Raw genomic sequence first — 25,504 nt, 5'->3', positions numbered from 1 at the left:
GCCGATGGCCGCAGCATGCCGTTCGGTGCGCAGGTCAAGGACGAACAGGGCCAGCCGGTCGGCATGGTCAGCCAGGGCGGCCGCCTGTACGTGCGCAGCGAGAAGAACCAGGGCCAGTTGCAGGTCGAGTGGGGCGCCGGTGCCGACCAGCGCTGCACCATTGATTACCAGGTACCGGCGGGCGCCGATGCGTCCAAGACCGGCTTCATCCCGCTGGAGGCAGCATGCCGATGATTTCTTCCCGTGGCCGCCAGGCGCTGGCCGCGCTGGCCGTACTGGGCGGCGTGCTGCTGGCGCAGCAGGCCAGCGCCGCCTGCCGCATCCAGAACAGCTGGTTCATCGCCCAGGACGTGACCATGGACATGGGCCAGATCGTGATCCTGCCCAGCACCCCGGTCGGCGGTGTGATCAAGGAAATCAGTGAACCGATCACCCAGCAGAACAGCGTTGCCCGCTGCGATTCCTGGACCGGCGGTCGTTCGATCGGTGAGTACGTCAACGCAGCGCAGAAGCGCCCCGTGGCCGGCTTCTCGAACGTCTATGAAACCGATGTGGCAGGCGTCGGCATCCGCCTGTACCGCGATTCGGGTGCGATCCAGACCTACTACCCGCACTCGATCAACTTCGGTGGCGGTTCCGTGGTCAGCCTCATCGGTGGCCAGTTCCGCATCCAGCTGATCAAGACCGCTGCGCAGACCGGTTCGGGCGTGATCGCGCCGAACGGCCGCTTCACCAACTACTACTTCGACGGCGATGGCCCCGGGCGCCCGGTACTGACCTCGACGTTCAAGGGCTCGGGCACCACCGTGGTCAGCCCGACCTGTGAAGTGCAGGCCGGCAGCCGCAACATTGCCGTCGATTTCGGCAGTGTGCCCAACACCACCTTCACTGGTGTCGGCTCCAAGGCCGTTGATCGCGACTTCGAGATCCGCCTGAACTGCCAGGGCAGCAACGTTGCCGCCTACCAGAGCAAGATCGGCATCCGCCTCGATGCCGACCAGGACAGCTCGAACATGCCGGGCGTGCTGAAGCTGAGCGCGGCCAGCAACAGTGCCACCCGCATCGGCATCCAGATGGTCCAGCGCGATGGCAGCACCGAGCGTGAAGTGCGCTTCGGCCAGACCATCAGCGTTGGCACCACCGCGCCGGGTACCAGCGTCATGGCGCTGCCGCTGCGCGCGCGCTACGTGCAGACCCAGGCCGGTACGGTGGGCGCGGGTGTCGCAAACGGCCAGGCCACGTTCACCATCCAGTACGAGTAAGGCCGCCCCGGCGGCTGCCCCTGCTGCGTTCCGCCGCAACGTCGCCCGGCTCACGGGCGGCGTTGACTGCGTCTTGATCCTGCAACGATGAAGATCGATGCCACGACGCGCATACAGACGCCTTAGTGTGATGTATGTCGCGAATTTGGAGTTTCCTCATGAGGTGACCGTCTCCTGCCTGCGGGTGCTGGACGGCAACGCCGAAAGGATCCAGACGTGGCTACTGCTGCTTGCCCCCTTCCGCGCCGGCTTTCGGGAGCGCTCCGGTGAAGGTCCTGTCGGTGTTCGGCACGCGACCGGAAGCCATCAAGATGGGGCCGCTGGTGCGCGCCCTGGCACACGCTGCGGATATCGAATCGGTGGTCTGCATCACCGGGCAGCACCGGGCGATGCTCGACCAGGTGATGGCGCTGTTCGAGATCACCGCCGACCATGACCTCGATGTCATGGTGCCCAACCAGACCCTCAATGGCCTGTGTTCCAGGCTGTTCGAACGGCTTGACGCGCTCTACACGCAGGTCCGCCCCGACTACGTGCTGGTGCATGGCGATACCACCACGGCGATGACCGCGGCCCTGGCCGCGTTCCATCACCGCATCCCGATCGGCCATGTCGAGGCCGGCCTGCGCACCGGCGACATCCACCGGCCGTGGCCGGAGGAGATGAACCGGCGGGTGATCGATGTGGTCGGCCATCAGTTGTATGCACCCACTCCCGGCTCGCGCGCCAACCTGGCCCGTGAGCACCTGGGCGGGCAGATCCTGGTCACCGGCAACACCGTCATCGATGCCCTGCAGCAGACCGTGCAGCGGCTGGATGCCGATCCGGCACTGCGTGCGCAGGCCGACCAACCCTTCCATATGCTCGACCCCGGCCGCCGGCTGCTGCTGGTCACCGGCCATCGCCGCGAGAGTTTCGGCCAGGGCTTCGAGGACATCTGCCGTGCGCTGGCCGAGCTGGCACGGCGGCCGGACCTGCAGGTGCTGTACCCGGTGCACCTCAACCCGAACGTGCAGGGCCCGGTCAATGCCCACCTCGGCAACCTCGACAACGTGCACCTGGTGCCGCCGCAGGATTACCTGCGCTTCGTGCGCCTGATGCAGCGCGCCGACGTCATCCTCACCGACTCCGGTGGCGTGCAGGAAGAAGCCCCGGCGCTGGCCAAACCGGTGCTGGTGATGCGCGATGTCACCGAACGGCCGGAGGCGGTCGAAGCCGGTGTGGTCACGCTGGTCGGCACCACGCCCTCGCGCATCGTCGATGCGGTCAACGCGGTGTTGGCACGCCCCCCGCAGCCGGCCCGCTTCGACCCCGATGCCAGCCCGTACGGGGATGGCCGCGCCAGCGCCCGCATCGTCGCCGCCCTGCGCGGTGCGCCCCTTCCCGAATTCTCGCCCGGCGTCCGCAGCAGCGGCGCCGTCCACCCCATCCACGCGAAGTGACGCCATGACCCAGACCGGCCGCTCTTCCCTGTTTGCATCCGCCGCTGCGTTCGTCCTGTCGGGCGTGGTTGGCAGTGCCCATGCCGCCGACAGCGTCGCCGGCCAGTTCACCGAATGGAGCAGCGACAGCACGGTGAACCGGCAGATGACCCTGCGCGAACTCGGTTTCCGCCAGCCACTGGTGCTGAGCGGGCAGGAGAGCCAGCGCGAGGTCTACCTGCCGGTGCCGGCCGGTGTGGCCACCCGCGACGCGCAGCTGCAGCTGGATGGGCGCTACGTGCGCGGCCACGCCGGGCGCACCTCGGGCCTGTGGTCGGTCGATGGCGACCCGATCGCGGCGCGTTCGATCACCGATGCCCAGGGCGATGCCAGCCAGCTGCTGGCCATCGATGGCGAACCCCGCCAGAGCGGCTTCGTACGGGTCGGCGTCGGCTGGTGGTCGATCGTGTCCGATTACCAGTGCGCCGACCAGAGCGCGCCGGCCAATGTGCTGCGGCTGTCGCCGGACTCGCGTTTCAGCTACCGCTTCGACGGCCGCGCCGTGGATACCGTTGCCAAGGCGTGGGGGGGCGCTGCCACCGCGGGTGCGCCTGCTGGTGGATGGCAAGGCGCTGCAGGCACCGGCCTACGATGCGGCCTGGCGCATCGGTACCGCGTTGCAGGCCGGGGGCAAACAGGTGCAGGTGGTGGCCCTGCCCAAGGTCGGTGACAGCGTTGACCTGGCCGGTATCAGCATCCCGGCCAGCCTGCAGGGCGTGCCCGCCTACGCCGCGCTGGCCACGGGTGAGCGCGCGCATGCGATCAGGGATCTGGCCGAAGTCGGCGCGCTGCTGTCATTGCGCGACAGCGGGCCGTTGGCCGCCGATGTGATGATCGGCAGCGATGCACTGCGCGCCGGCGTGCGTGCGGCGCTGGATGCGCTGGCCGTACAGGTCGGCGCGGCGGGGGCCGATGCGGGCACCGCGTTCGCCGCGTGGCGCGGCACCGGCATGGGCGGCCTGGAAAAGCCCGCCGCCAACGCGTCGGTCAGCGTGGTGGCCGTGGCCGGGCGTCCGACGCTGGTGGTCGACCCGGCGGCGGCGGGCAAGGTCGCCGGGCTGCTCGCCGAGCAGTGGCGCAGCTATGCACTGGGCCGCAGCCTGCAGGTCAGCGCAGCGGGCACGCCCAGACTGGACGGTGACCAGGTACTGCTGAGCCGGCTCGGCAACATCGCTGGCACCATGGATGTGGTGACCCGCGCCGACCGCAGCGCCAGCTTCGACCTCGGCGCACTGTCGGCCGATGGCCGCCTGCCCGAGCAGGTGGTGATCGATGTCTCGGCGGCCCCCAACGCGGCCGGGCAGGGCGCGGTCGCCACGATCTACCTCAACGATTACCTGCTGGGTGGCAAGGTGCTGTCGGCCAACGGCCAGCCGCAACGGCTGGTGGCCAAGGTGCCGGCCTACGCGCTGTCGGCACGCAACCAGATCCGTGTCAGCTTCCTGCGCCAGCCGGCGCGTCCCTACTGCCACGATCCGGCCACGGGCTATCCGGTCTCGATCCTGCCCAGCAGCCACCTGACCCTGGCCAAGCGTTCGCTGGGCAGTGACTTCGTGGGTGCCAGCAGCCAGCTGTCGCGCGGCAACCAGGTGTTCGTGCCCGGCACCTGGCTGCAGGATGCGCCGGCCTCGCTGGGCAAGGTCATCGCGGTGACCAGCGCAGTGGGCGCATCGCCGGAGGCATCGGAACTGAAGGTGGTCGAAGCCGGTGCCGTGGTCAGCCCGGGCGCGCCGTGGCTGGCGTTCGGCGTGGCGCCATCCGGTGTCGATATGGCCGGCCTGAAGGATGGCCACCTGCTGATCGGCGGCAAGCCGCAACCGCTGTTGGATGTGAGCGGGCTGGATCGTGCCGCGGTGGTGCAGGTGGGGTCGTCCGGTGGCCAGCTGGGCGTTGTTTACAGCGACCTCGGTGCGCAGTCACCGCCGTTCGGCGCCCCATTCCGTTTGCTGCGGGGCGATCTCGCCGTGCTCGACGGCAGTGATGCCGTGCGCGAATTCGACCGCCAGGATCCCTACGGCACGCGTATCGCGCAGGACGGCAACCCGCAATCGAAGTGGGAACGGCACATGGTCTGGCTGCTGCTGCTGGTCGGCGTGATCGTGTTCGCGCTGCTGGCCGCCCGCGTCACCCAGGTGCGTCGCCGCAAGTCCGCCAACACAGGGCACTGATCCACCGTGGACGGTCTGTTCTGGAACATCCAGCTGGCCAACTACTACGCCGCCCTGGAAACCACGGCGGCGGCGGTGGCCGTGCTGATCCTGATCTCCAGCCTCGATGACCTGTTCATCGATGTCTGGTACTGGGTACGCGAGAGCTGGCGCGCGCTCACGATCAAGCGCCGCGATGCCTACCGGCCGCTGACCCAGGACGACCTGCTGCAGCGCCCGCAGCAGCCGCTGGCGATCATGGTGCCGGCGTGGATGGAGTACGACGTCATCGCGCAGATGGTGGAGAACATGATCAACGTGCTCGATTACCGCGAGTACGTCGTGTTCGTCGGCACCTATCCCAACGACCAGCAGACCATCGATGAGGTCGAGCGCATGCGTCGCCGCTACAAGCGCCTGCGCCGCGTGGAAGTGCCGCACGACGGGCCGACCAGCAAGGCCGACTGCCTGAACTGGCTGATCCTGGCGATCTTCGACTACGAGAAGCGCCACGACATCGAGTTCGCCGGGGTGATCCTGCACGATAGCGAGGACGTGCTGCATCCGATGGAACTGCGCTTCTACAACTACCTGCTGCCGCGCAAGGACATGATCCAGCTGCCGGTCACCTCGCTGGACCGCGAGTGGTATGAGCTGGTTGCCGGTGTCTACATGGACGAATTCGCCGAATGGCACGCCAAGGATCTGGTCGTGCGTGAAAGTGTTTCCGGCATGGTGCCATCGGCGGGCGTCGGTACCTGCTTCTCGCGGCGCGCGCTGCTGGCGCTGAGCGCGCAGACCGACAACCAGCCCTTCAACACCGACAGCCTCACCGAGGACTATGACGTCGGTGCGCGGCTGGCGGCGATGGGCATGCAGTCGATCTTCGCCCGCTTCCCGGTGCAGTTCCGCGTGCGTCGCCCGTCCTGGTTCGGCTGGGGGCCGGTGCGCGAGCGCACCCAGCAGATGGCGCTGTGCGTGCGCGAGTACTTCCCCGACAACTTCCGTGCCTCGTACCGGCAGAAGGCGCGCTGGGTGCTGGGCATCGGTCTGCAGAGCTGGGAGTCGCTGGGCTGGCGCGGCTCGCTGGCCACCAAGTACCTGCTGGCGCGCGACCGCAAGGGCATCATCACCTCGTTCGTCAGCATCATTGCCTACCTCATCTTCCTGCAGCTGCTGCTGTTCTGGCTGCTGAAGATGTCCGGGGTGTGGACGATGCAGTTCCCCAGCGTGTTCCAGGCCGGTACCTGGCAGATGAACGTCGCGCTGCTGACCACCGCCGCGCTGGCCACCCGCGTCGTGCAGCGCTTCTACTTCGTCAACCGGCTGTACGGCTGGGAGCATGCCTTGATGTCGATCCCGCGGATGGTGGTCGGCAACATGATCAATTTCATGGCCACCGCGCGTGCGTGGAAGGTGTTCCTGGCTTACCTGCTGTTCGGCAAGCGCATGGTCTGGGACAAGACCATGCACGACTTCCCGGATGCGGCGCAGCTGGTGCAGACGCGCAAGCAGCTCGGCGAGCTGTTGACCACTTGGCAGGCGGTGGAGCCGGAGCGCCTGCAGCAGGCGCTGGACCAGCAGCATGCCGGCCGGCAGCAGCCACTGGGCCGCATCCTGCTCACCCAGGGGTGGCTGGATGATGAAACGCTGGCCGAGGCGATCGCCTTCCAGGGCGACCTGCCTCGTGCGGTGATTGACGTGGACTACCTGCGCGCCTGCCACTTCCCGGTCAGTGCCGATGCCTGCGTGCAATGGCGCATGTTGCCGCTGCCACCGCGCCAGCAGGGCACCCTGCGGCTGGCCGTGGCCAGCCCATTGCCCGAAGAAGCGTTGGCACTGCTGAAGCAGGAAACCCGCAGCGAGCACATCGAACAGAGCATTGCCCGCGAAAGCGAAATCAACGCAGGCCTGCGCCTGATCGGCGGCGACCGGCACTGGCAGCTGGACAACGTGCCCCTGCTGGGCGACCTGCTGGTGGAGATGCGCCTGATCGACCACGCGCGCTTCGAGATCGCATTGGACGCGTACAAGCCGCAGCGCGACGGCCGCATCGGCGATTACCTGGTCAAGCAGGGCATCACCACCGAAGACGCCGTGGCCCAGGCCATGCAGGAACAGCGCCGGCGTGCGGCGGCGCTGCAGTCGCCGCCTCCCGGAGCCTTGCCGGCATGAAGACCACGCTGCTGTCCTCCGTCATTGCCGTGGCACTGGCCACGGCCGCCACGCCGGTACTGGCACAGGCCGATGCGGCCCTGCCGCTGTCCGGCGCTGCATATCGCGTCGCCGAGCAGGCCTTCACCGCTTACGAGCGCGGCGACTATCAAGCGGCTTACCAGCAGTCCACCGAAGCGATCCGGCTGCGCCCGGACGTGGTGCGGCTGCGCCTGTTGCAGATCTACGCGCTGCAGAAACTGGGCCGGCCGGCGGAGGCCCAGCAGCAGGCACGTCGTGCACTGGATGCGGGGTTGAAGGATCCGGCGTTGCCGGCGCTGGCCGCTGCCACCGCTGCGCGCAGCACGCCTCCGGATGCCAGGAGCGGGCGCGCACCCTCCCCACCGCGCGTGGCTGGCAGCGGCGCAGACCGCGCCAGGCAGCAGGCCTACGCGCTGGCCACCGAGGCCTACGCCGCTTATGACGCCGGGCGGATGGGAGAGGCAGCCAGCAAGGCCGAGCAGGCCTTCCGGCAGCAGCCAACGCAGGGCGCCTGGGCGATGCTGTGGGTGGCCGCGCTGGAGGCACAGCAGCAGCCCGAACAGGCCGACGCCGCCATTGCCACCGCGCTGCAGCTGGGCGCGCCGAATGTCGAGGCATTGCGCGCACAGCGCGTGGCGCTGGATCGACAGCGCGCGCTGCTGCAGGCCCAGCAGGCGTACCGGTCGCTGTCCACGCAGGATGATGCCGCGGCCGTTGCGCAGGCACGTGCCGCTGTCGAGCTGGCACCGGAGGTGGCGACGTACCGGTTGCTGCTGATTACCGCGCAGCTGCAGCAGGGGCAGCTGGCCGACGCCGAGCGCAGTGCCGACCAGGCGTTGCAGGCCGACGGCCAGGATCTCAATGCGCGGGTGATGCGCGGCTACCTGCGCCAGCGCCAGGGCAACAGCCTGCTCGCCAACGAGGACTTCGACGCCGCGCTCGCCATGCCGGGCTCAACGACGCAGCAGCGCAACGTGCGCCTGCTGGCGGTGGATGCGGCCCTGGCCGCTGGGGATCGCGCACGTGCGGCTGCACTGCTGGCGCCGCTGCGCGCGGCATTGCCAGCAGATGCCAGCGATGCACGCGCGCAGCAGCTGCTGCAGCAGGGCATCGAGCAGCGCGCCAAGGCGGTCCGTTCCAGTCGCGAGCGTCCGCGCATGAGCGCGCAGACCTATCCGGCGCCGTTCCAGCACTGCCAGTCTGGCGACAGCGGCAACCGTTGCGAGTTGATGCCGGCCGACCTGCAGGGCGACGGTGGTGCCGCACAGCGTGCCTACGCGGCCTACGCGCGCCGGGACTATGCCGAGGCCATCGGCGAGGCGCGGCAGGCCGTGCAGCTCGCACCGGAGGACGCGAGCCTGCAGGGGCTGCTGACCACCACGCTGGCGGCAGGCAACCGCAGCCAGCAGGACGAAGCACGGCAGCGCCTGGATGCGGCGCTGGCACAGCGCCCTGACGATGCGGAGGCGCTGATGCAGCGCGGCTACCTCAACCAGAAGGCGCACGAGCCGGCGCGCGCACTGGCCGACTTCCGTGCCGCCGAGGCCACCGGCAGGGCACCAAAGGGCGTGGTGCTTGACCAGGCCTACGCCAGCGCGGCCAACGGCGATCACCCGCAGGCGGTGACCCTGCTGCGGACGGCCATTGATCGTGCCGATGCCGGCGAGCTGCCACTGGATGCGCACCAGCGCTACAACGTGCGCAATGCCATCGCCAACTATTCGCGCGAGTGGGGCGTGATCGCCTCGGCCGGCTTCCGTGGCGCGCGCCAGGCGGCGACCAATGTCGGCGGCGCGGCGATCAGTACGCCGGGTGATTCGGTGTTCAGCACGCTTGAAGCGTTCTGGCGCCCGCCGGCTTTCAATGACCAGCACGGCACGCTGGAGCTTTACGCGCGGCTGCTCAACACCCTGTACGACGAGGGTGGCACCTACGAGTCGATCCGCGCCGTGGACCCGTGCACCGGCGAATCGACGCCCGATGCACGCGCGCGCGCCGAACGGCTCAGCCGCTCGCGTTCCACCACCGGCTGGCCGTCCACCATCGCCTCGTTCGGCCTGCGCTACGCCTTCGGCCAGACCGGCCTGAGCGCCGGCATCGAGCGTCGCCAGTTCCTCGGCAGCGCCACCCGCACGGGCGATGTCTACCCCGCTTCGGCGGCCGTGCAATGCAGCCTGCAGCTGGCCCGCAACCCGCCACTGGAAGCCAGCACACTGGCCCGCTACCGCCTGGCCAGCGGTTCCGGTGGCTGGATGTCCTACCTGACCTACGGCTATTACCACGGCACCGACCTGCGCACCGACGTGAATCAGTGGTGGATGGTCAGTGGCTACGCGCAGGGCGGTTACACGTGGGATGACAACAGCGCGCATTTCACCCTCGACGCACTCGATGCCAATGGCACGCCGGTGCGCCGGGTGGGCGATGCCAACGGGCGCCTGCATCGCGAACAGTGGTTCGCTGCCGGTGAACTGCGTGCCGGCCGCAGCTTCCGCTTTGGTGCCGGGCAGACCCACTGGGTGGTCACGCCGTATGTGGTGGTGGGGGCGGACTGGCTGGACCAGCGCTCGCGCGTGCGCGACATCCGCTACCCGCTGTTCCCGGCGCAGTCGTTCGCACTCAACGATACGCAGCGCAGCTGGTCACTCGGCGCAGGGCCGGGCGTGGGCGTGCGCTACTGGTTCCGCGAAGACCACTACAACACGCCGCGTTCCTACCTGGACCTGACCGTGCAGTACCGCTTCGCGATCGGCGGCGGTGATACGCAGCGCGCCAAGGGCCTGTTCGCCACCGCCATCCTCTCCTACTGAGGCAGGCCCCAACGTCGTCGCAGCGCCGCGGCCTGCGGCGTGTCCTGGGTCAGCCACGGCTCCAGTGCATAGACCAGCACGTGCTGCGCACCGCTGTCGTGCGCCCACGCCAGCTGCCGCTGGATGCGCGCGGCATCTGCGGTTTCGCCCTTGAACGCGCTGCCGTCGGCGGGGCTGCCGGGCAGTTCGCGGAACAGTTCGACGATCGCATCGAACCCGATGCCCTGTGCCCGGAAATGGCCGAGCAGCGGTTGCAGCTGCTGCACGTTGCCGGCGCCGGCCACCCCCACGCCGTCCTGCACCATCGGCCGCAGCGCGGCCCGTGCCAGCACCGCCTGCCACAGCGCGACCAGGTCGCCGTCGGTCTGCAGGCGGCTGAAGTAGCAGGAGATCGCACAGTCACCGCCGCGCGCGCTGGCGGCCTGCGCCAGCCCGTGCAGCCACTGCGCCAGCCATTGCTGGCGGGCCGGATCGGCCCAGTGGAACTGCTCCAGTTCGTAGGGCAGGTACCAGCCGCCGAAGGCGGGCTGCTGCGCCCACGGCGCCTGTGCCAACCAGCTGCGCGCGTGCGCCAGGCTGTCGGCCAGGAACGCCTGCAGCGTGGCGTCGTCGGCGCCGATGGCCTGCCACCAGCGTTGCTGGAAGGGCAGGCCAACGCGGATGCGGATGTCGTTCTCGCTGGCGGCGGTGAACAGCTGCTGCAGGTTGCTGTCCGGCAGCGACCAGTCGCCATCGCTGCCACCGACGATGCCGGTCCACTGCAGCACCAGCTGCCGGCAGCCCAGCGCGTGGGCAAGCTTCAACGAACGTTGCCAGTCGGCCGGGCCCCACTGCAGATGGCTGCGCCAGGGCTGCAGGAAGGTGCCATCCACCTGCACCGGCAGCGAACAGCCGGGCAGGGTGGCGAGCGTAGCGGCGAGTGGTGCCAGCACTGCCGCGCGCAGCAACCGGCGGCGCAACGGCGAAGACGGATCCGTGGGAAGGTCGGGCCGAACCATGGCCGCATCATCCCAGAGCACCGTGGGTGGGAGGTGAACCCCGCGCCGGGTGGTGCCGGCCGCTGGCCGGCATCGTGCCCCGGGTGGCAGGTGAATCACCATCCGGTAGTGCCGGCCGCTGGCCGGCATCGCGCCCCGATTATTCCAACGCGTAGCGCAGCGCGAACAGCACCGCCACCAGCCACACCGCCGGATGCACTTCGCGCCAGCGGCCGGTGCCGGCCTTCAGCGCCGCATACGCGATGAAGCCAAACGCCAGGCCATTAGCGATGGAGTAGGTGAACGGCATCGCCAGGGCACACAGTGCGGCCGGCACCGATTCGGTCAGGTCGCTCCAGTCCACGTCCACCAGTTCGCGCAGCATCAGGCCGGCCACGAACAGCAGCGCCGGTGCGGTGGCATAGCCGGGCACCATCGCCGCCAGCGGCGAGAACAGCAGTGCGGCCAGGAACAGTGCCGACACCACCAGTGCAGTCAGGCCGGTGCGGCCGCCCACCTGCACGCCCGAGGCGCTTTCAGCGAACGCGGTAGTGCTGCTGGTGCCCAGCAGCGAACCGGCCACGATCGCCGTGCTGTCGGCCAGCAGCGCGCGGCCGAAACGCTTCTGCGCGCCCGGCAGTTTCAGCAGTCCGGCGCGACCGACCACGCCATACAGGGTGCCGGTGGCATCGAACACTTCCACCAGCACGAACACCAGCACCACCTGCAGCAACACGGCGATCGGCGCGCCACCGTTGTGGTGCAGCAGGCCCGGCAGGTCCAGCTGCAGGAAGGTCGGCGCCAGGCTCGGCGGCAGCGAGACCAGGCCCTGGTACTGCACGTCGCCCAATGCCCAGCCCGCGCCGGTCACCGCCAGGATCCCGATCAGGATCGCGCCACGGATACGGCGCGCTTCCAGCACCGCGATCAGCAGGAAGCCGGCCAGTGCCAGCAGCGGCGGCGCCGTATTCAACGGGCCCAGCGCCACCAGCGTGTCTTCATTGCCGACGATCACGCCGGACTTCTGCAGCGCGATGATCGCCAGGAACAGGCCGATGCCGGCCACGATCGCCGAGCGCAGCGACGAAGGAATGCCCGACACCAGCCACGCCCGCACACCGGTCAGCGACAGCACGAGGAACACCAGGCCGGAGATGAATACCGCGCCCAGTGCCTGCTGCCACGGCAGGCCGGCGGCACCGACCACGGTGAAGGCGAAGAACGCGTTCAGGCCCATGCCCGGTGCCATGCCGACCGGGAAGTTGGCCGCCAGCGCCATCACCGCCGAACCCAGCGCCGCGGCCAGGCAGGTGGCCACGAACACCGCACCCGCATCCATGCCGGTGGTGCCGAGGATTTCCGGGTTGACGAAGACGATGTAGGACATCGTCAGGAAGGTGGTGACACCGGCCAGCAGCTCGGTGCGCACGGTGGTGCCGTGCTGCTGCAGCTGGAACAGGCGTTCGAACAGGGACATGGGGCGTCTCGCAACAATAAGGTGTCACGACCAACGGTCGTGACCTACCCGAATGCAGAACGGCCGCGCAGAGCGCGGCCGTTCTTCCTTTCTTACTTCAGCGCCTTGAAGCGCAGGCGCTTCGGCGCGGCATCGTCGCCCATGCGACGCTTCTTGTCTTCCTCGTACTCGCGGTAGTTGCCCTGGAAGAACTCCACGTGCGAGTCGCCTTCGAAAGCGATGATGTGCGTGGCGATGCGGTCCAGGAACCAGCGGTCGTGCGAGATCACGAAGGTGTTGCCCGGGAACTCCAGCAGCGCGTCTTCCAGCGCACGCAGGGTTTCGATGTCCAGGTCGTTGGACGGTTCGTCGAGCAGCAGCACGTTGCCGCCCTGCAGCAGGGTCTTGGCCATGTGCAGGCGGCCACGCTCACCACCGGACAGCGAGCCGACCATCTTCTGCTGGTCCTGGCCCTTGAAGTTGAAGCGGCCGATGTAGGCGCGCGACTGGATCTCGATGCCGTTGATGTTGAGGATGTCCAGGCCACCGGCGATTTCCTGGAAGACGTTGTGGTTGCCTTCCAGCTTGTCGCGGCTCTGGTCCACGTAGGACAGCTGCACGGTCGGGCCGATCACGATCTCGCCCGAATCCGGCTTCTCCTGGCCGGTGATCATCTTGAACAGCGTCGACTTGCCGGCGCCGTTCGGGCCGATGATGCCGACGATCGCGCCCGGCGGAATCAGCATCGACAGGTTGTCGATCAGCAGGCGGTCGCCGAACTTCTTGGAGACGTTCTTGAACTCCATCACCATGTTGCCCAGGCGCTCGCCCGGCGGGATGAAGATTTCGTTGGTCTCGTTGCGCTTCTGGTAATCCTGCGACTGCAGCTCTTCCAGGCGGGCCAGACGGGCCTTGCCCTTGGAGCGGCCGCCCTTGGCGTTCTGGCGCGACCACTCCAGTTCCTTCTGGATCGCCTTCTGGCGGGCCTTTTCCTGGTTCTCTTCCTGCTTCAGGCGCTCATCCTTCTGCACCAGCCATTCGGTGTAGTTGCCCTTCCACGGAATGCCGCGGCCGCGGTCCAGTTCCAGGATCCACTCGGCGGCGTTGTCCAGGAAGTAGCGATCGTGGGTGACGGCCACCACGGTGCCGGTATAGCGCGCCAGGAACTGTTCCAGCCATTCCACCGACTCGGCGTCGAGGTGGTTGGTCGGTTCGTCGAGCAGCAGCATGTCCGGCTTCTGCAGCAGCAGGCGGCACAGTGCGACGCGGCGCTTTTCACCGCCGGACAGGTTGGCGATCTTGGCATCCCACGGCGGCAGGCGCAGCGCATCGGCAGCCACGTCCAGCTGGTTTTCCAGGGTATGCGCGTCGCCAGCGGCCAGGATCGCCTCCAGGCGCTCCTGTTCCTTGGCCAGCGCGTCGAAGTCGGCGCCTTCCTCGGCGTAGGCGGCGTACACCGCCTCCAGCGCGGCCTGGGCCTGCAGCACTTCGCCCACGCCTTCCTCGACCGACTCGCGCACGGTCTTGTTCGGGTCCAGTTCCGGTTCCTGCGCCAGGTAACCGACCTTGATGCCGGGCTGCGGGCGGGCTTCACCCTCGAAATCGGTGTCCACGCCGGCCATGATCTTCAGCACGGTGGACTTGCCGGCGCCGTTCAGGCCCAGCAGGCCGATCTTCGCGCCCGGGAAGAAGGACAGGGAAATGTCCTTGATGATCTGCCGCTTGGGCGGGACCACCTTGGACACGCGGTTCATGGTGTAGATGTATTGCGAGGACATGCGGTCTCCGTAGGCGCGGCCCTGCGCCCGACCCGTCACGGGAACATCCCGTTGCGGCAGCGGGCACAGACTGGAATGGAATACCGCCAATTATAGCCGGAACCGGTTCCGGCCCGCGCCCGGCCGGAGCCGCGCAGGCTGGCCGTGGCCTGAATACTCCGTCACAGTCCTGCAGCGGGAAGCGTTTCCAGCCGGAAACGGTTCAGATCGGTTGCGCAATATGGGCTCACCACCCACCCAAGCAGAGGTCTGACATGCGCATCAATCGAGTAATGGCCGGCGCCGTGGCCTCTGTGCTGGCGCTGGGCGCCGTGACCCCGGCCTTCGCCGACAACGACCATCGCCGCGACCACGACCGCCGCGAGTGGCGCGAGGATCGCCGTGAGTGGCGCCAGGACCGCCGCGACTGGGAGCGCGACCGCCGCGAGGCCCGGCGCGACTGGGAACGCGACCGCCGCGACTGGCACCGTGACCATGATCGCTACTACCGCCCGGCACCGCCGCGCGTGGTCTATCGCCCGGCCTATGGCCCGGGCTATGGCTGGAAGGTCGGCCACCGCTACCGCGACTACTACCGCGGCCCGGTCTACGTGGTGAACGACTACCCGCGCTACAACCTGCGCCGCCCGCCGTACGGCCATCAGTGGATCCGGGATGATCGCGGCAACATGCTGCTGGTGGCCATCGCCACCGGTGTGATCGCCCAGTACGTGCTCAGTCGCTGAGGATCGCGGCCGGGGTCGGATCCCATTCCAACGGAAAGGGCTCTGACCCCACAACTATCGATCGAAACCATACGGGGCCGGATTCCTTCGGGGATGCCGGCCCCGTCCGTTTCGGCCCCAGCGGGCCAGTGCGGAGCTACAATCGAGGGCTGAGCCGTACCCCTTTTCCCTGCCTGCTGGAGTACCCGATGTTCCCGCGTGACGTCCGCATCGAATCCTACGATCCCGAACTGGCCAAGGCCATCGCCGCTGAGACCCAGCGCCAGGAAGACCACGTCGAGCTGATCGCCAGCGAGAACTACACCAGCCCGGCGGTGATGGAAGCCCAGGGCAGCCAGCTGACCAACAAGTACGCCGAAGGCTACCCGGGCAAGCGCTACTACGGTGGCTGCGAATACGTGGACATCGCCGAGCAGCTGGCGATCGACCGCCTGAAGCAGCTGTTCGATGCGGACTATGCCAACGTGCAGCCGCACAGCGGTTCGCAGGCCAACCAGGCCGTGTACTTCGCCCTGCTGCAGCCGGGTGACACCATCCTCGGCATGAGCCTGGCCCACGGTGGCCACCTCACCCACGGCGCCAAGGTCAATGCCTCGGGCAAGCTGTTCAACGCCGTGCAGTACGGCGTCAACGACCAGGGCCTGATCGATTACGACGAAGTCGAGCGCCTGGCCCTGGAGCACAAGCCGAAGATGGTCGTGGCCGGCTTCTCGGCCTACTCGCAGGTGATCGACTGGGCACGCTTCCGCGCCATCGCCGACAAGGTCGGCGCCTACCTGTTCGTCGACATGGCCCACGTCGCCGGCCTGGTCGCCGCAGGCGTCTACCCGAGCCCGCTGGAACACGCCCACGTGGTCACCTCGACCACCCACAAGACCCTGCGCGGCCCGCGCGGCGGCATCATCATCGCCAAGGGCGCCGACGAAGACCTGGTCAAGAAGCTGCAGTCGATCGTGTTCCCGGGCATCCAGGGCGGTCCGCTGATGCACGTCATCGCCGGCAAGGCCGTGGCCTTCAAGGAAGCGCTGGAGCCGGGCTTCAAGGCCTACCAGCAGCAGGTGGTGAAGAACGCCCAGGCGATGGCCAATACGCTGATCGCGCGTGGCTACAAGATCGTCTCCGGCGGCACCCAGAACCACCTGATGCTGGTGGACATGATCGGCAAGGACGTGTCCGGCAAGGACGCGGAAGCCGCGCTGGGCAAGGCCCACATCACCGTCAACAAGAACTCGGTGCCGAACGACCCGCGTTCGCCGTTCGTGACCTCGGGCCTGCGCCTGGGTACGCCGGCGGTGACCACCCGTGGCTACGTCGAACAGGACTGCGTGGATCTGGCCAACTGGATCGCCGACGTGCTCGACGCACCGAACGATGACGCGGTCATCGCCCGCGTGCGCGACGCCGTCAGCGCGCAGTGCCGCAAGTACCCGGTCTACGGCTGATCGGAGAGTGGGGGCAGAGCCCTTTCCTGGCGGAAAGGGATCCGACCCCGCCTTCCGGATCGACGCAGGGGTCGGATCCCTTCCCGCAGGGAAGGGCTCTGACCCCGTCATCAGGAATCCCGCGCATGGATGAGCGCCGCCTCAAGTACCTGTACATCGCACTGGCGGTGCTGTTCGGCCTGCCCAGCCTGTTCTTCGGCGGTGCCGGCGCCTGCATCGCCGTGGTCATGGGGGTGATCGGGCTGGTCTCGCTGGACGCGGACAACCTGTGGTTTGCCGCCGGCATGCTCGCGTGGGGATCGTGCGGGATCGCCGGCCTCGTGGCCTGGGTCGCACTCAGCATCGTCTGGCTGCGCGATGGTTCACGCGGGCTGCACATGGCATCACGCCGCTGGTGGCTGCTGTTGGGCCTGGGCGTGCTGGCAGGCCTGCCCTTGCTGGCGATGGCGCTGTATTACTTCGCCGAGCTGGGTTCGTCCGTGCTCAGCGGGCTGTTCGCCGGGCCGTCCCTGTTGGTGCCCACCGGTACGTTGATCCTCCTGCGGCTGCGTGCTGACGCCCTGGGCGAGCCATCCGGCCCGGCGCGATCAGAGGAGTAGGCCCGCGTGGATGAGCGCCACCTCAAGTACCTGTACACCGCGCTGGCGGTGCTGTTTGGCCTGCCCAGCCTGGTGATGGGCGGCGCGGCGGCGACGATGCTGCTGCTGATGGGGCTGGGCCAGTTCGGTCATGGCACGCTGGCCTCGGTGACGGTGATGCCGCTGTGGGGCCTGGCCGGCATTGCCGGTTGCCTGGCCTGGTTGTGGCTCAGCGCGGGTTTTCTGCTGCAGGGGCGTGCCGGGCTGCACGTGCACCGCCTCTGGTGGTGGATGCTGCTGGCGGGCGGTCTCGCCGCCTTGCTCCCGCTGGGGCTGGCGCTGTGGTGGGGCATCGCCGTGCATGCCGAAGGCATCGGCTTGTTGCTGCTGGGCCCGTCGATGCTGGTGCCGGCTGCGATGCTGGTGTGGATCAAACGCCGCGCATGACGTGGCCCATGGAAGGAAATCGAACGCATGGATGAGCGTCTGCACAAACGCTGGATGGCGATCGCCGGCCTGCTGGTGGGCCTGCCCACCGTGGCGGCAGGCGGCACGGGTGCCGTGCTGGGGCTGATGGTCGTATGGGACGGCAAGTACCTGACGGGCGACGAGCACACGTGGTTGCTGCTGTGGTCGTCGGCTGGAATCATCGGCCTGCTGTCGTGGTTGTGGCTGAGCGGCCTGTTCCTGTGGCGCGGTGTTGCCGGCCTGCGCCAATCACCGGTTGTCGCCTGGGTCGGCCTTGCGCTGGGGGTGCTGGCCGCGTTGGCCGTGGTCGCCGCCGCGTTGTACTTCACCTTCAAGCATGGGGAAATCTCGACCCTGGCCTTCCTTGGGTTCGGCCCGCCGCTGCTGGTGATGGCCGGGCACCTGGCGTGGCTGCGCTGGGCACGCGCGGCCCCGGTGCCGTCGGCACCTGGTTGAACGTCTGGTCCTGCTGACCTCACTGGACGCTCTGGTTGGCCGAAATGCAGGTACTTCCGCGCAGACAGCATTTGCCGCTGCGCCCTTTCTCAGGTACCTTTGCGACGCTGCCATGACCGTGGCAATAGGTACTTTCCTGAGCCAGGCGTTCCATGCACTGCCCCTTCTGCCAACATGCCGATACCCGGGTCATCGACTCGCGCGTCTCTGAAGACGGCGCGACGATCCGTCGTCGGCGTGAATGTGAAGCCTGCGGCGAGCGCTTCAGCACCCTGGAAACGGTCGAACTGAAGCTGCCGGCCATCGTCAAGAGCGATGGCACCCGCGAGGCGTTCGACCAGCGCAAGGTCCGCGCTGGCTTCGACCGCGCGCTGCAGAAGCGTGCGGTGGCCGAAGACAAGATCGAAGCAGCGGTGCGTGCGGTGGTTCACCAGCTGCGCATCAGCGGCGAGCGCGAAGTGCCCTCGATCAAGGTCGGCGAGTTCGTGATGAACGAACTGCGCAAGCTCGATCATGTCGGCTACGTGCGCTTCGCTTCGGTCTACCGCAGCTTCGAGGACGTGGCCGATTTCCGCGAGGAGATCGAGAAGCTCGAGCGCGACCTGCCGTCCAGTACCGAACAGCTGCAGCTGCTGGGCGATGTGATCGCCCTGACCAAGAAGAAGAAGGGCTGACTGCCTCTGCCTTGGGGGTGCCAACCTTGGTGGGCACCGGTGGCCGCATTCACTGGTGGGTGCCAACCGTTGGTTGGCACTGACGGCATGGATCAACACCGGCGGCGTTACCATGGCTGCATGACCACTTCGTTCTCCGTCCTCGACCACCTGCACATGGCCAACGCGCTGCGCCTGGCCGAGCGTGCCGCCTATACCACCCGCCCCAATCCGATGGTCGGCTGCGTGATCGCCCACGGCGAACGCGTGGTCGGGCAGGGCTGGCACCAGCGCGCCGGTGGCCCGCATGCGGAAGTGTTCGCCCTGCGCGAGGCCGGCGGCGAAGCACGCGGTGCCACCGCCTACGTCACCCTGGAACCCTGCGCCCACTACGGGCGCACGCCACCGTGTGCGCTGGCCTTGCTCGAAGCCGGCGTGTCGCGCGTGGTCGCGGCGATGCGCGATCCGTTCCCGAAGGTCGATGGCGGTGGGTTCGATCTGCTGCGCAATGCCGGCATCGACGTCGCCGAAGGGCTGATGGCGGCGCAGGCGCGCGAGCTCAACAAGGGCTTCCTGTCGCGCGTGGAGCGCAATCGGCCGTGGCTGCGGGTGAAGCTGGCCGCCAGCCTGGATGGCCGTACCGCGATGGCCGATGGCAGTTCCAAGTGGATCACCGGGCCGGCCGCGCGCGAGGACGTGCAGCACTGGCGCGCGCGCGCCGGTGCGATCCTGACCGGCGCCGACACGGTGCTGGCCGACGACCCGATGCTGACCGTGCGCCTGGCCGATACCGAAGTGATGGCGCCACTGCGTGTGGTGCTGGATTCGCGCCTGCGCTCGCTCGAATGCAGCCGCGTGCGCGAGGGCGGGGCACCGACGCTGTACCTGCACGCTGCGGCGGTGAGCGCACCGGACGCGGCCGACGCCGAATTCGCCAGCGTGCCCAGCGCAGAGGGGCGGTTGGACCTGGGCGCGGTGCTGGCGCTGCTGGCCGAGCGCGGTATCAGCGAGGTGCATACCGAAGCCGGCGCGACGCTGTCCGGTGCGCTGCTGCGCGCTGGCTGGGTCGATGAGCTTCTGCTCTATCAGGCGCCCACGCTGCTGGGCGACAACGGCCGCCCGCTGCTGGCTGGCCTCGGCATCGATGCCATGGACCAGCAGCGTCGCCTGCGCGTGGTTGACCAGCGCCAGGTCGGCGAGGACAACAGGCTGCTGCTGCGCCCATGAAGGAATGACGCAGGGCAGGGGGCTACGCCCATGGCGTCAGGCCGCTTCGTCGTCTTCTTCGCCGACCGGGCACTGGCCCTTCCACTGCTGCTTCCACAGCACATGCAGGTCGCGGCAGTACGCGCCGAGCGCCTCGCCCGGCAGTTGCCTCGCCTTGAACCGCAACTGGCGACGCGTAAAACCGTCGTCGTACTCATCCGGCAGTACCAGCACGGCACACTGGTCGTGGTACATCAGGAAGTCGCGGCAGTGATCATCCTCACTCATCCACGCATCCAGGTGCCTGTCGCTCAGCTGGGTTGACTCGAAGGCGACCGAGGGTTGGACGACGATGATCTTCGTGGCTTTGAACCTGGACGCTTCGGCCTGCCAGCACACCATCAGCGCCAGCAACATGAGCGCGGTCGACGTCATACGGTGTTTCATGCGGTTGCCCTGGTGGAAGAGGGCAACAGCATTGACCATGCAGGCCGCGCAGGGCCATGCAAGGGTTCTGAAAATGCAGTTGCCCTTGCCGTCGGCAACGCTGGGCAGCGCGTAGGCTCGGCGTTACATCCCGCTCACGCGCATTCGTCGGTCCACATCATCTCGGCGATCGGGCGCAGTGCCTTGCATTCCTGCGTCATGTCATCGGCTGACTTCACCTTCGCCTTGGCCTTCAGTTCCTCGGTCATGGCATCCACGCCACTGATCTGGTCCGGCGCGATCTTCGCCACGCAGGCGCGGTGCTGCTGCAGCAGCAGGTCACAGCCGGGTACGCCGGTCACCTTCGGTGCGCTGGCCGCCTGCGCGTCCTGCATCCAGTCCTCGAACGGTGCCAGCGCGCCGGTCACGGTACCCACCAGATCGTCGAAGTTGCCGCTGTACCAGTAGCCGTTGTCCTTGGCCGGGTACAGGGTGAAGGTGCCGCTGACCGGCACGCGCGCACCGCTCTGCAGCGCCTGGGTGTAGGCGTCGGTGAACTGCCTGCGCGCGGCCGGGCTGGCGTCGGCTGCAAGGCTGGCGGCGAACAGCGGGCGCACCTTGCCGAGGTCGGGCACCTGGCAGCTGAAAGTGATGCGCGCCAGCTTCTGGTCTTCCACGTACTCGTTGTCTTCAATCACGCTCTTGCTGGCGCGGCACTTCGAATCACGCAGGGCCTTGGCATACAGCGCTTCGCTGGCGGCCGCGTCGGCCTTTGCGCCGGTGCTGGCAAGCACGACCTGCCACGGTTCGGCCAGCGCCTTGGCCAGCGCACCCGGGTTCGGGGTCACCGCGTCCTGGCCTTCGAACGCCGGCTTCAGCGCATCGTTGAGCGCCCGGGTCGCCGCGGCGTCATCTTCCAGCAGCACGCGTGCGTACAGGTCGAAAGCCTGTTCGGGCGTCAGCGTGGCGGGGGCTGCGCCGGCCAGCAGCGGGGCCGCCAGCAGGGCGCTGGCCAGCAGGGTACGCAAGGGAGTCTTCATGACGGTGTTTCCTGTTCCAGAGGCGCGCAAGCGTAGCGCATCTTTGCGCAGGCCCGTTGGTGCCTGTGGCCGCCTGCCGGCGCGCGCGGGCCCAAAAAAAACGGGCCCCTTGCGGGGCCCGTTCGATCGCACGACGAGGAGCGATCGGTAAATCAGAAGCTGGCGCGGACGCCGACCGAGTACTGGGTGACGTCGCGGTAGCCGGCGATCTCGCCCACTACACCCCAGGTCTTGGTGAAGTTGACCTGGCCGCCGACGGTGCCGACCCAGGTGCCCTTGTAGTTGTTGCCGCCATCCATGTAACCGGCCTTGGCCCAGGCTTCGGTCATGCGCGACGGCTTGCCGCGGATACCCATGGTGACGCGGCCCAGGTTGGTGTGGTCCTTGCCGTGGTAACGCACGCCGTCGTAGCGCAGGGTCGATTCGGCGTTCTGGCGCACCCAGGCGGCATCGGCGGTGAAGTCCAGGCGGTCGGTCCACGGCATGTGGTAGCCGATACCCAGCTCCGGCTGGTTCAGTTCCAGCTTCAGCGAGTCTTCGCCGTAGTGGCGGGTCTTGCTGGTGCGCGACCAGCCACCGAACACGTAGACCTGCTCGGCCAGCGCGACCGAGCCGCGCAGGTAGCCACCGTCGACCTTCGGGTCGTCCAGCACGTTGTCGTCAACCTGGACCTGGGTCCAGCCACCTTCCACGTAGGTGTAGCTCAGGGCGTCGGCCGAAGCCGAGAACGGAGCAGCGGCCAGCAGGGCGGCCACGATCAGGATCTTGCGCATGGGAATTCCTGTGAATTTCAGTCCATTGGCGGGCCTGCCCTCGCGGCTGCCCGTGGCGACCTCATGTCGTCCGCTGGGGATTTTAATGAAAGTTTTACAAAATGCGAGAGACCGCCGTCACAAGCTGGTCTGGCTTGGCCGGGGTCAGAGCCCTTTTCTGCGGAAAGGGATCCGACCCCGGCCATCAGAGTGCGAGCCGGCCTGCATCGGGGTCGGATCCGTTTTCCGTCGGAACACGGCTCTGACCCCTCGCGATTTCGAGGGACCCGGGGTCAGAGCCCTTTCCTGCGGAAAGGGATCCGACCCCGGTCATCAGAGTGCGAGCGGGCCTGGATCGGGGTCAGATCCGTTTTCCGTCGGAAAACGGCTCTGACCCGTAGCGATTTCGAGAGGGCCGGGGCCAGAGCCCTTGCCTGCGGAAAGGGATCAGAACCCGGTCATCCCCACCCCGTTCAGCACGGGCTGGTACACTAGCCACGCCGGTTCGCCGGTACACAAACGTCTTCAGGGCGGGGTGCAATTCCCCACCGGCGGTAGGTGCGCAAGCACGAGCCCGCGAGCGCCCCGGCCCACGGCCGGGGGTCAGCAGATCCGGTCCAATGCCGGAGCCGACGGTCATAGTCCGGATGAAAGAAGACGGTGCCACAGGGCCTTCGCGGCCCTGCGCCCGCCTGTTTGCCTTGCGGCGTTTTTCGCTCACTTTTCGCGGAGAACGTTACTTGTTTACTGGAATCATCGAAGGCGTCGGCCGTCTGGCCGCACGCGAATCCATCGGCGGCGATGTCCGCTTCACCTTCCACGTCGGGAATCTGCCGTTCGACAACGTGCAGATGGGCGAGAGCATTGCCATCAACGGTGTCTGCCTCACCGTCATCGCGTTCGACGCCAGCAGCTTCCAGGCCGATGCCTCCACCGAGACCCTGGGCCTGACCACGCTGGGCCAGCTGGGCGAGGGCGCGGTCATCAACCTGGAGCGCGCCATGCGCCCGACCGACCGCCTCGGCGGCCATCTGGTCAGCGGCCACGTCGACGGCCTCGGCCAGGTGCTGTCCATCCATGAAGACGCGCGCGCCCAGCGCTGGCGTTTCGCCGCGCCTGCCTCGCTGCGCCGCTATATCGCCAAGAAGGGCTCGATCTGCGTGGACGGCGTCAGCCTCACCGTCAACGAAGTGGACGACGAAGGCTTCGAAGTCGCCCTGATCCCGCACACCGTGGCCAACACCGCCTTCTCCGCCACCGGCGTGGGCAGCGCGGTCAATCTGGAAATCGATCTGGTGGCCCGTTACGTCGAGCGATTGATGGGTGTGCCGAGCAACGGTCAGCACCCACAGGGAGACGCAGCATGAACTTCGCCCCGATTCCGGAAATCCTGGAAGACATCCGTCTGGGCCGCATGGTGGTCATCGTCGATGACGAAGACCGCGAGAACGAAGGCGACCTGATCATGGCCGCCGAGCTGGTCAAGCCGTCGGACATCAACTTCATGGTCACCCACGGCCGCGGCCTGGTGTGCCTGCCGCTGACCCGCAGCCGCGCCGCCGACCTCGGCCTGGCGCCGATGGTGCAGGCCAATACCGCCCAGTTCCAGACCAACTTCACGGTCAGCATCGAGGCCGCCGAGGGCGTCACCACCGGCATTTCGGCGCATGACCGCGCGCATACCATCCGCACCGCGGTAAAGCCCAATGCCAAGCCGTCGGACCTGCACCAGCCGGGCCACATCTTCCCGCTGATCGCCCAGCCGGGCGGCGTGCTGACCCGCGCCGGCCACACCGAAGCCGGCGTCGACCTGGCCATGCTCGCCGGGCTGGAACCGGCCGGCGTGCTGGTGGAAATCCTGAACCCGGATGGCAGCATGGCGCGCCGCCCGGAGCTTGAAGTGTTCGCCCGCGAGCACGGCCTGAAGATGGGCTCCATCGCCGATCTGATCGCCTACCGCCTGGCCACCGAAAAGACCGTCGAGCGCGTGGACGAGCGCGAGATCGACACCGAATTCGGTCCGTTCAAGCTGGTGACCTACCGCGACCGCATCGCCCACGACCTGCACTTCGCGCTGGTTCGTGGCACGCCGGATGCGGACACCCCGACCCTGGTGCGCGTGCAGGTGGAAAACCCGCTGGCCGACCTGCTGCACTGGCGCCGCGACGACTTCGGCGTGGCGGCCACCGATGCCCTGCGCGCGATCGATGCCGAGGGCGCCGGCGTGATGGTGGTGCTGTCGGCCCCGCGCGACGGTGAAGCCCTGCTGGCCCGCCTGCGCCAGCAGCCGGCGCCGGTGGTGCCGGGCAAGGACAAGGATGTGGGCCAGTGGCGCCGCAACGGTGCCGGCGCACAGATCCTGTCTGACCTGGGCCTGGGCAAGCTGCGGGTGCTGGGCACCCCGCGCCGCCAGGTTGGCCTGGCCGGTTACGGCCTGGAAGTGGTGGAGACGGTCACCCTGTAATGGGGGATTGCCGGCCAGCCGCCGGCACTACCGGTGGGTGCCGGCCCCATGCCACCGGTGGGTGCCGACCGTTGGTCGGCACACCCTGCGGGCCCCCGCCAGCCACGGCCGGGGCCCATCCACGCTAGAATTACCCCCTTATCGAGTCCCTAAGCCGCATATGAGCCACTACGAAGGCGATCTTCGCACTCCCGAGTCGGCGCGCTTCGCCATCCTGGCCAGCCGCTGGAACGCCCGCATCACCGACGCGCTGGTCGCAGGCGCGCGCCTGAGCCTGGCCGGCAACGGCATCACCGAAGCCAACATCGACGTGATCCGCGTGCCGGGTGCCTGGGAACTGCCGCTGGTGGCCGCGCGCCTGGCCGCCGCCCATGAACACGCCGCCATCCTCACCCTGGGCTGCGTGATCCGTGGCGACACCCGCCACTACGAACACGTGGCCGACCGCTGCGCCGAAGGCCTGATGCGCGTGCAGCTGGATTTCGGCGTGCCGGTGCTGAACGGCGTGCTGGCGGTGGAACGCGTTGAAGACGCCGAGGCGCGCGCAGGCGGCAGCCACGGCAACAAGGGCGAGGAAGTCGCACTCGCCGCACTGGAAATGGTCAATCTGCTGGAGCAACTGCCATGAACAAGAACACCCAGGGCAAGCCCTCCGGTAAACCCGTCCGCCGCGATGGCGTCGATCCGGTGCTGCGCTCGCGCGCCCGCCGTCGTGCCGTGCAGGCCATCTACGCCTGGCAGATCTCCGGCGGCAACGCACAGTCGCTGATCGCCCAGTTCGCCCACGAGCAGGCCCGTGAAATCGCTGACCTGGCGTACTTCGAGGCGCTGCTGCACGGCGTGCTCGACAACCGTCGTGACATCGATGAAGCGCTCGGCCCGTACCTGGACCGTGGCATCGAGGAAGTGGACGCGATCGAACGCGCGGTGCTGCGCCTGGCCGCCTACGAGCTGCGCTACCGCCTGGACGTGCCATACCGCGTGGTGATCAACGAAGCGATCGAATCGGCCAAGCGCTTCGGTTCCGAACACGGCCACACCTACGTCAACGGCGTGCTGGATCGTGCCGCCGTGGAATGGCGCAAGGTCGAATCGGGTCACTGACCCGATTTCTGTAGAGCCGAGCCATGCTCGGCTCACCGTGCAGCGCACGGTTGCGTTCGGCAATGCGGCGCGTGATCGAACTG

Annotated in this window: 21 protein-coding genes, 2 pseudogenes and 1 riboswitch; of the genes and pseudogenes, 17 read left to right on the top strand and 6 right to left on the bottom strand. The window is 68.0% G+C overall.

What is annotated here, in order from left to right; genetic code table 11:
• The 6 genes and pseudogenes from AC5P6H_RS17575 to AC5P6H_RS17550 form a co-directional block, all read left to right on the top strand.
• A partial coding sequence (locus AC5P6H_RS17575; RefSeq protein WP_495202922.1) for a FimD/PapC C-terminal domain-containing protein occupies positions 1-234 on the top strand: 234 nt, incomplete at its 5' end.
• The gene (locus tag AC5P6H_RS17570; protein ID WP_046428755.1) at positions 225-1,262 is read left to right on the top strand and encodes a fimbrial protein; all 1,038 of its coding nucleotides are present in this window, start codon (positions 225-227) and stop codon (positions 1,260-1,262) included. The genes AC5P6H_RS17575 and AC5P6H_RS17570, both read left to right, overlap by 10 nt.
• 266 nt (positions 1,263-1,528) lie before the next feature.
• Positions 1,529-2,712: pseudogene (gene wecB / locus AC5P6H_RS17565) on the top strand (non-hydrolyzing UDP-N-acetylglucosamine 2-epimerase).
• A pseudogene (locus tag AC5P6H_RS17560) lies at positions 2,709-4,911 on the top strand (hypothetical protein). Before wecB ends, AC5P6H_RS17560 begins: the two co-directional pseudogenes overlap by 4 nt.
• 6 nt (positions 4,912-4,917) lie before the next feature.
• Positions 4,918-7,065 carry a glycosyl transferase family protein gene (locus tag AC5P6H_RS17555; RefSeq protein WP_053495311.1) on the top strand — a complete coding sequence of 716 codons (2,148 nt, stop codon included), beginning with the start codon at positions 4,918-4,920 and terminating at the stop codon, positions 7,063-7,065.
• Positions 7,062-9,896: an NfrA family protein gene (locus AC5P6H_RS17550; RefSeq protein WP_495202921.1), complete on the top strand. Its 2,835-nt coding sequence runs from the start codon at positions 7,062-7,064 to the stop codon at positions 9,894-9,896. The genes AC5P6H_RS17555 and AC5P6H_RS17550 overlap by 4 nt, the downstream gene beginning before the upstream one ends.
• On the opposite strand, the gene AC5P6H_RS17545 is transcribed toward AC5P6H_RS17550, so the two are convergent.
• The 3 genes from AC5P6H_RS17545 to ettA form a co-directional block, all read right to left on the bottom strand.
• Complete coding sequence (locus tag AC5P6H_RS17545; protein WP_230548470.1) at positions 9,890-10,894, bottom strand: DUF4434 domain-containing protein; 1,005 nt, start codon at positions 10,892-10,894, stop codon at positions 9,890-9,892. The genes AC5P6H_RS17550 and AC5P6H_RS17545 overlap by 7 nt on opposite strands.
• Positions 10,895-11,033: 139 nt before the next feature.
• Positions 11,034-12,350, bottom strand: a complete 1,317-nt coding sequence (locus AC5P6H_RS17540; protein ID WP_032962452.1) for an NCS2 family permease — start codon at positions 12,348-12,350, stop codon at positions 11,034-11,036.
• A gap of 92 nt (positions 12,351-12,442) precedes the next feature.
• Positions 12,443-14,107, bottom strand: a complete 1,665-nt coding sequence (gene ettA / locus AC5P6H_RS17535; RefSeq protein WP_005415249.1) for an energy-dependent translational throttle protein EttA — start codon at positions 14,105-14,107, stop codon at positions 12,443-12,445.
• Positions 14,108-14,361: 254 nt separating this feature from the next.
• On the opposite strand from ettA, the gene AC5P6H_RS17530 reads away from it, so the two are divergent.
• The 7 genes from AC5P6H_RS17530 to ribD all read left to right on the top strand — a co-directional run bounded on the left by AC5P6H_RS17530 (position 14,362) and on the right by ribD (position 19,656).
• Positions 14,362-14,832: an RcnB family protein gene (locus AC5P6H_RS17530; protein WP_049408719.1), complete on the top strand. Its 471-nt coding sequence runs from the start codon at positions 14,362-14,364 to the stop codon at positions 14,830-14,832.
• A 188-nt stretch (positions 14,833-15,020) separates the two neighbouring features.
• Positions 15,021-16,274, top strand: coding sequence for a serine hydroxymethyltransferase (glyA, locus tag AC5P6H_RS17525; RefSeq protein WP_014645914.1), 1,254 nt, complete (start codon positions 15,021-15,023; stop codon positions 16,272-16,274).
• Between the two features lie 125 nt (positions 16,275-16,399).
• The gene (locus AC5P6H_RS17520; protein WP_049442180.1) at positions 16,400-16,873 is read left to right on the top strand and encodes a hypothetical protein; all 474 of its coding nucleotides are present in this window, start codon (positions 16,400-16,402) and stop codon (positions 16,871-16,873) included.
• Positions 16,874-16,879: 6 nt separating this feature from the next.
• Positions 16,880-17,299 (top strand): hypothetical protein, encoded by a 420-nt coding sequence (locus tag AC5P6H_RS17515; protein ID WP_049442181.1) that lies wholly within the window; start codon positions 16,880-16,882, stop codon positions 17,297-17,299.
• Positions 17,300-17,326: 27 nt separating this feature from the next.
• A complete protein-coding gene (locus tag AC5P6H_RS17510) occupies positions 17,327-17,776 on the top strand; it encodes a hypothetical protein (protein ID WP_032962449.1) in 450 nt (149 codons plus the stop codon).
• Positions 17,777-17,928: 152 nt separating this feature from the next.
• Positions 17,929-18,450 (top strand): transcriptional regulator NrdR, encoded by a 522-nt coding sequence (nrdR, locus tag AC5P6H_RS17505; RefSeq protein WP_010481984.1) that lies wholly within the window; start codon positions 17,929-17,931, stop codon positions 18,448-18,450.
• A 120-nt stretch (positions 18,451-18,570) separates the two neighbouring features.
• Complete coding sequence (gene ribD / locus AC5P6H_RS17500; protein WP_495202920.1) at positions 18,571-19,656, top strand: bifunctional diaminohydroxyphosphoribosylaminopyrimidine deaminase/5-amino-6-(5-phosphoribosylamino)uracil reductase RibD; 1,086 nt, start codon at positions 18,571-18,573, stop codon at positions 19,654-19,656.
• 36 nt (positions 19,657-19,692) lie between these two features.
• On the opposite strand, the gene AC5P6H_RS17495 is transcribed toward ribD, so the two are convergent.
• From AC5P6H_RS17495 to AC5P6H_RS17485, 3 genes are all read right to left on the bottom strand, one after another.
• Positions 19,693-20,121 carry a hypothetical protein gene (locus AC5P6H_RS17495; RefSeq protein ID WP_080052962.1) on the bottom strand — a complete coding sequence of 143 codons (429 nt, stop codon included), beginning with the start codon at positions 20,119-20,121 and terminating at the stop codon, positions 19,693-19,695.
• Between the two features lie 95 nt (positions 20,122-20,216).
• Complete coding sequence (locus AC5P6H_RS17490; RefSeq protein WP_495202919.1) at positions 20,217-21,101, bottom strand: hypothetical protein; 885 nt, start codon at positions 21,099-21,101, stop codon at positions 20,217-20,219.
• Between the two features lie 152 nt (positions 21,102-21,253).
• A complete protein-coding gene (locus tag AC5P6H_RS17485) occupies positions 21,254-21,874 on the bottom strand; it encodes a hypothetical protein (RefSeq protein WP_014645920.1) in 621 nt (206 codons plus the stop codon).
• Positions 21,875-22,370: 496 nt separating this feature from the next.
• Positions 22,371-22,516: riboswitch (FMN riboswitch) on the top strand.
• Positions 22,517-22,593: 77 nt separating this feature from the next.
• Here AC5P6H_RS17485 and AC5P6H_RS17480 point away from each other — a divergent pair.
• From AC5P6H_RS17480 to nusB, 4 genes are all read left to right on the top strand, one after another.
• Entirely contained in the window at positions 22,594-23,220 is a 627-nt protein-coding gene (locus AC5P6H_RS17480) for a riboflavin synthase (protein WP_197606337.1), read from the top strand.
• Positions 23,217-24,317 (top strand): 3,4-dihydroxy-2-butanone-4-phosphate synthase, encoded by a 1,101-nt coding sequence (gene ribB / locus AC5P6H_RS17475; RefSeq protein ID WP_014645922.1) that lies wholly within the window; start codon positions 23,217-23,219, stop codon positions 24,315-24,317. Before AC5P6H_RS17480 ends, ribB begins: the two co-directional genes overlap by 4 nt.
• A 160-nt stretch (positions 24,318-24,477) precedes the next feature.
• Entirely contained in the window at positions 24,478-24,945 is a 468-nt protein-coding gene (gene ribH, locus AC5P6H_RS17470; protein ID WP_005415267.1) for a 6,7-dimethyl-8-ribityllumazine synthase, read from the top strand.
• Complete coding sequence (nusB, locus tag AC5P6H_RS17465) at positions 24,942-25,421, top strand: transcription antitermination factor NusB (protein WP_005408062.1); 480 nt, start codon at positions 24,942-24,944, stop codon at positions 25,419-25,421. The genes ribH and nusB overlap by 4 nt, the downstream gene beginning before the upstream one ends.
• Positions 25,422-25,504: the final 83 nt, after the last annotated feature.

The sequence above is a fragment of the Stenotrophomonas sp. YJH_SMC_110 genome, assembly GCF_059369255.1.
This window is presented reverse-complemented; position numbering and strand designations above follow the sequence as displayed.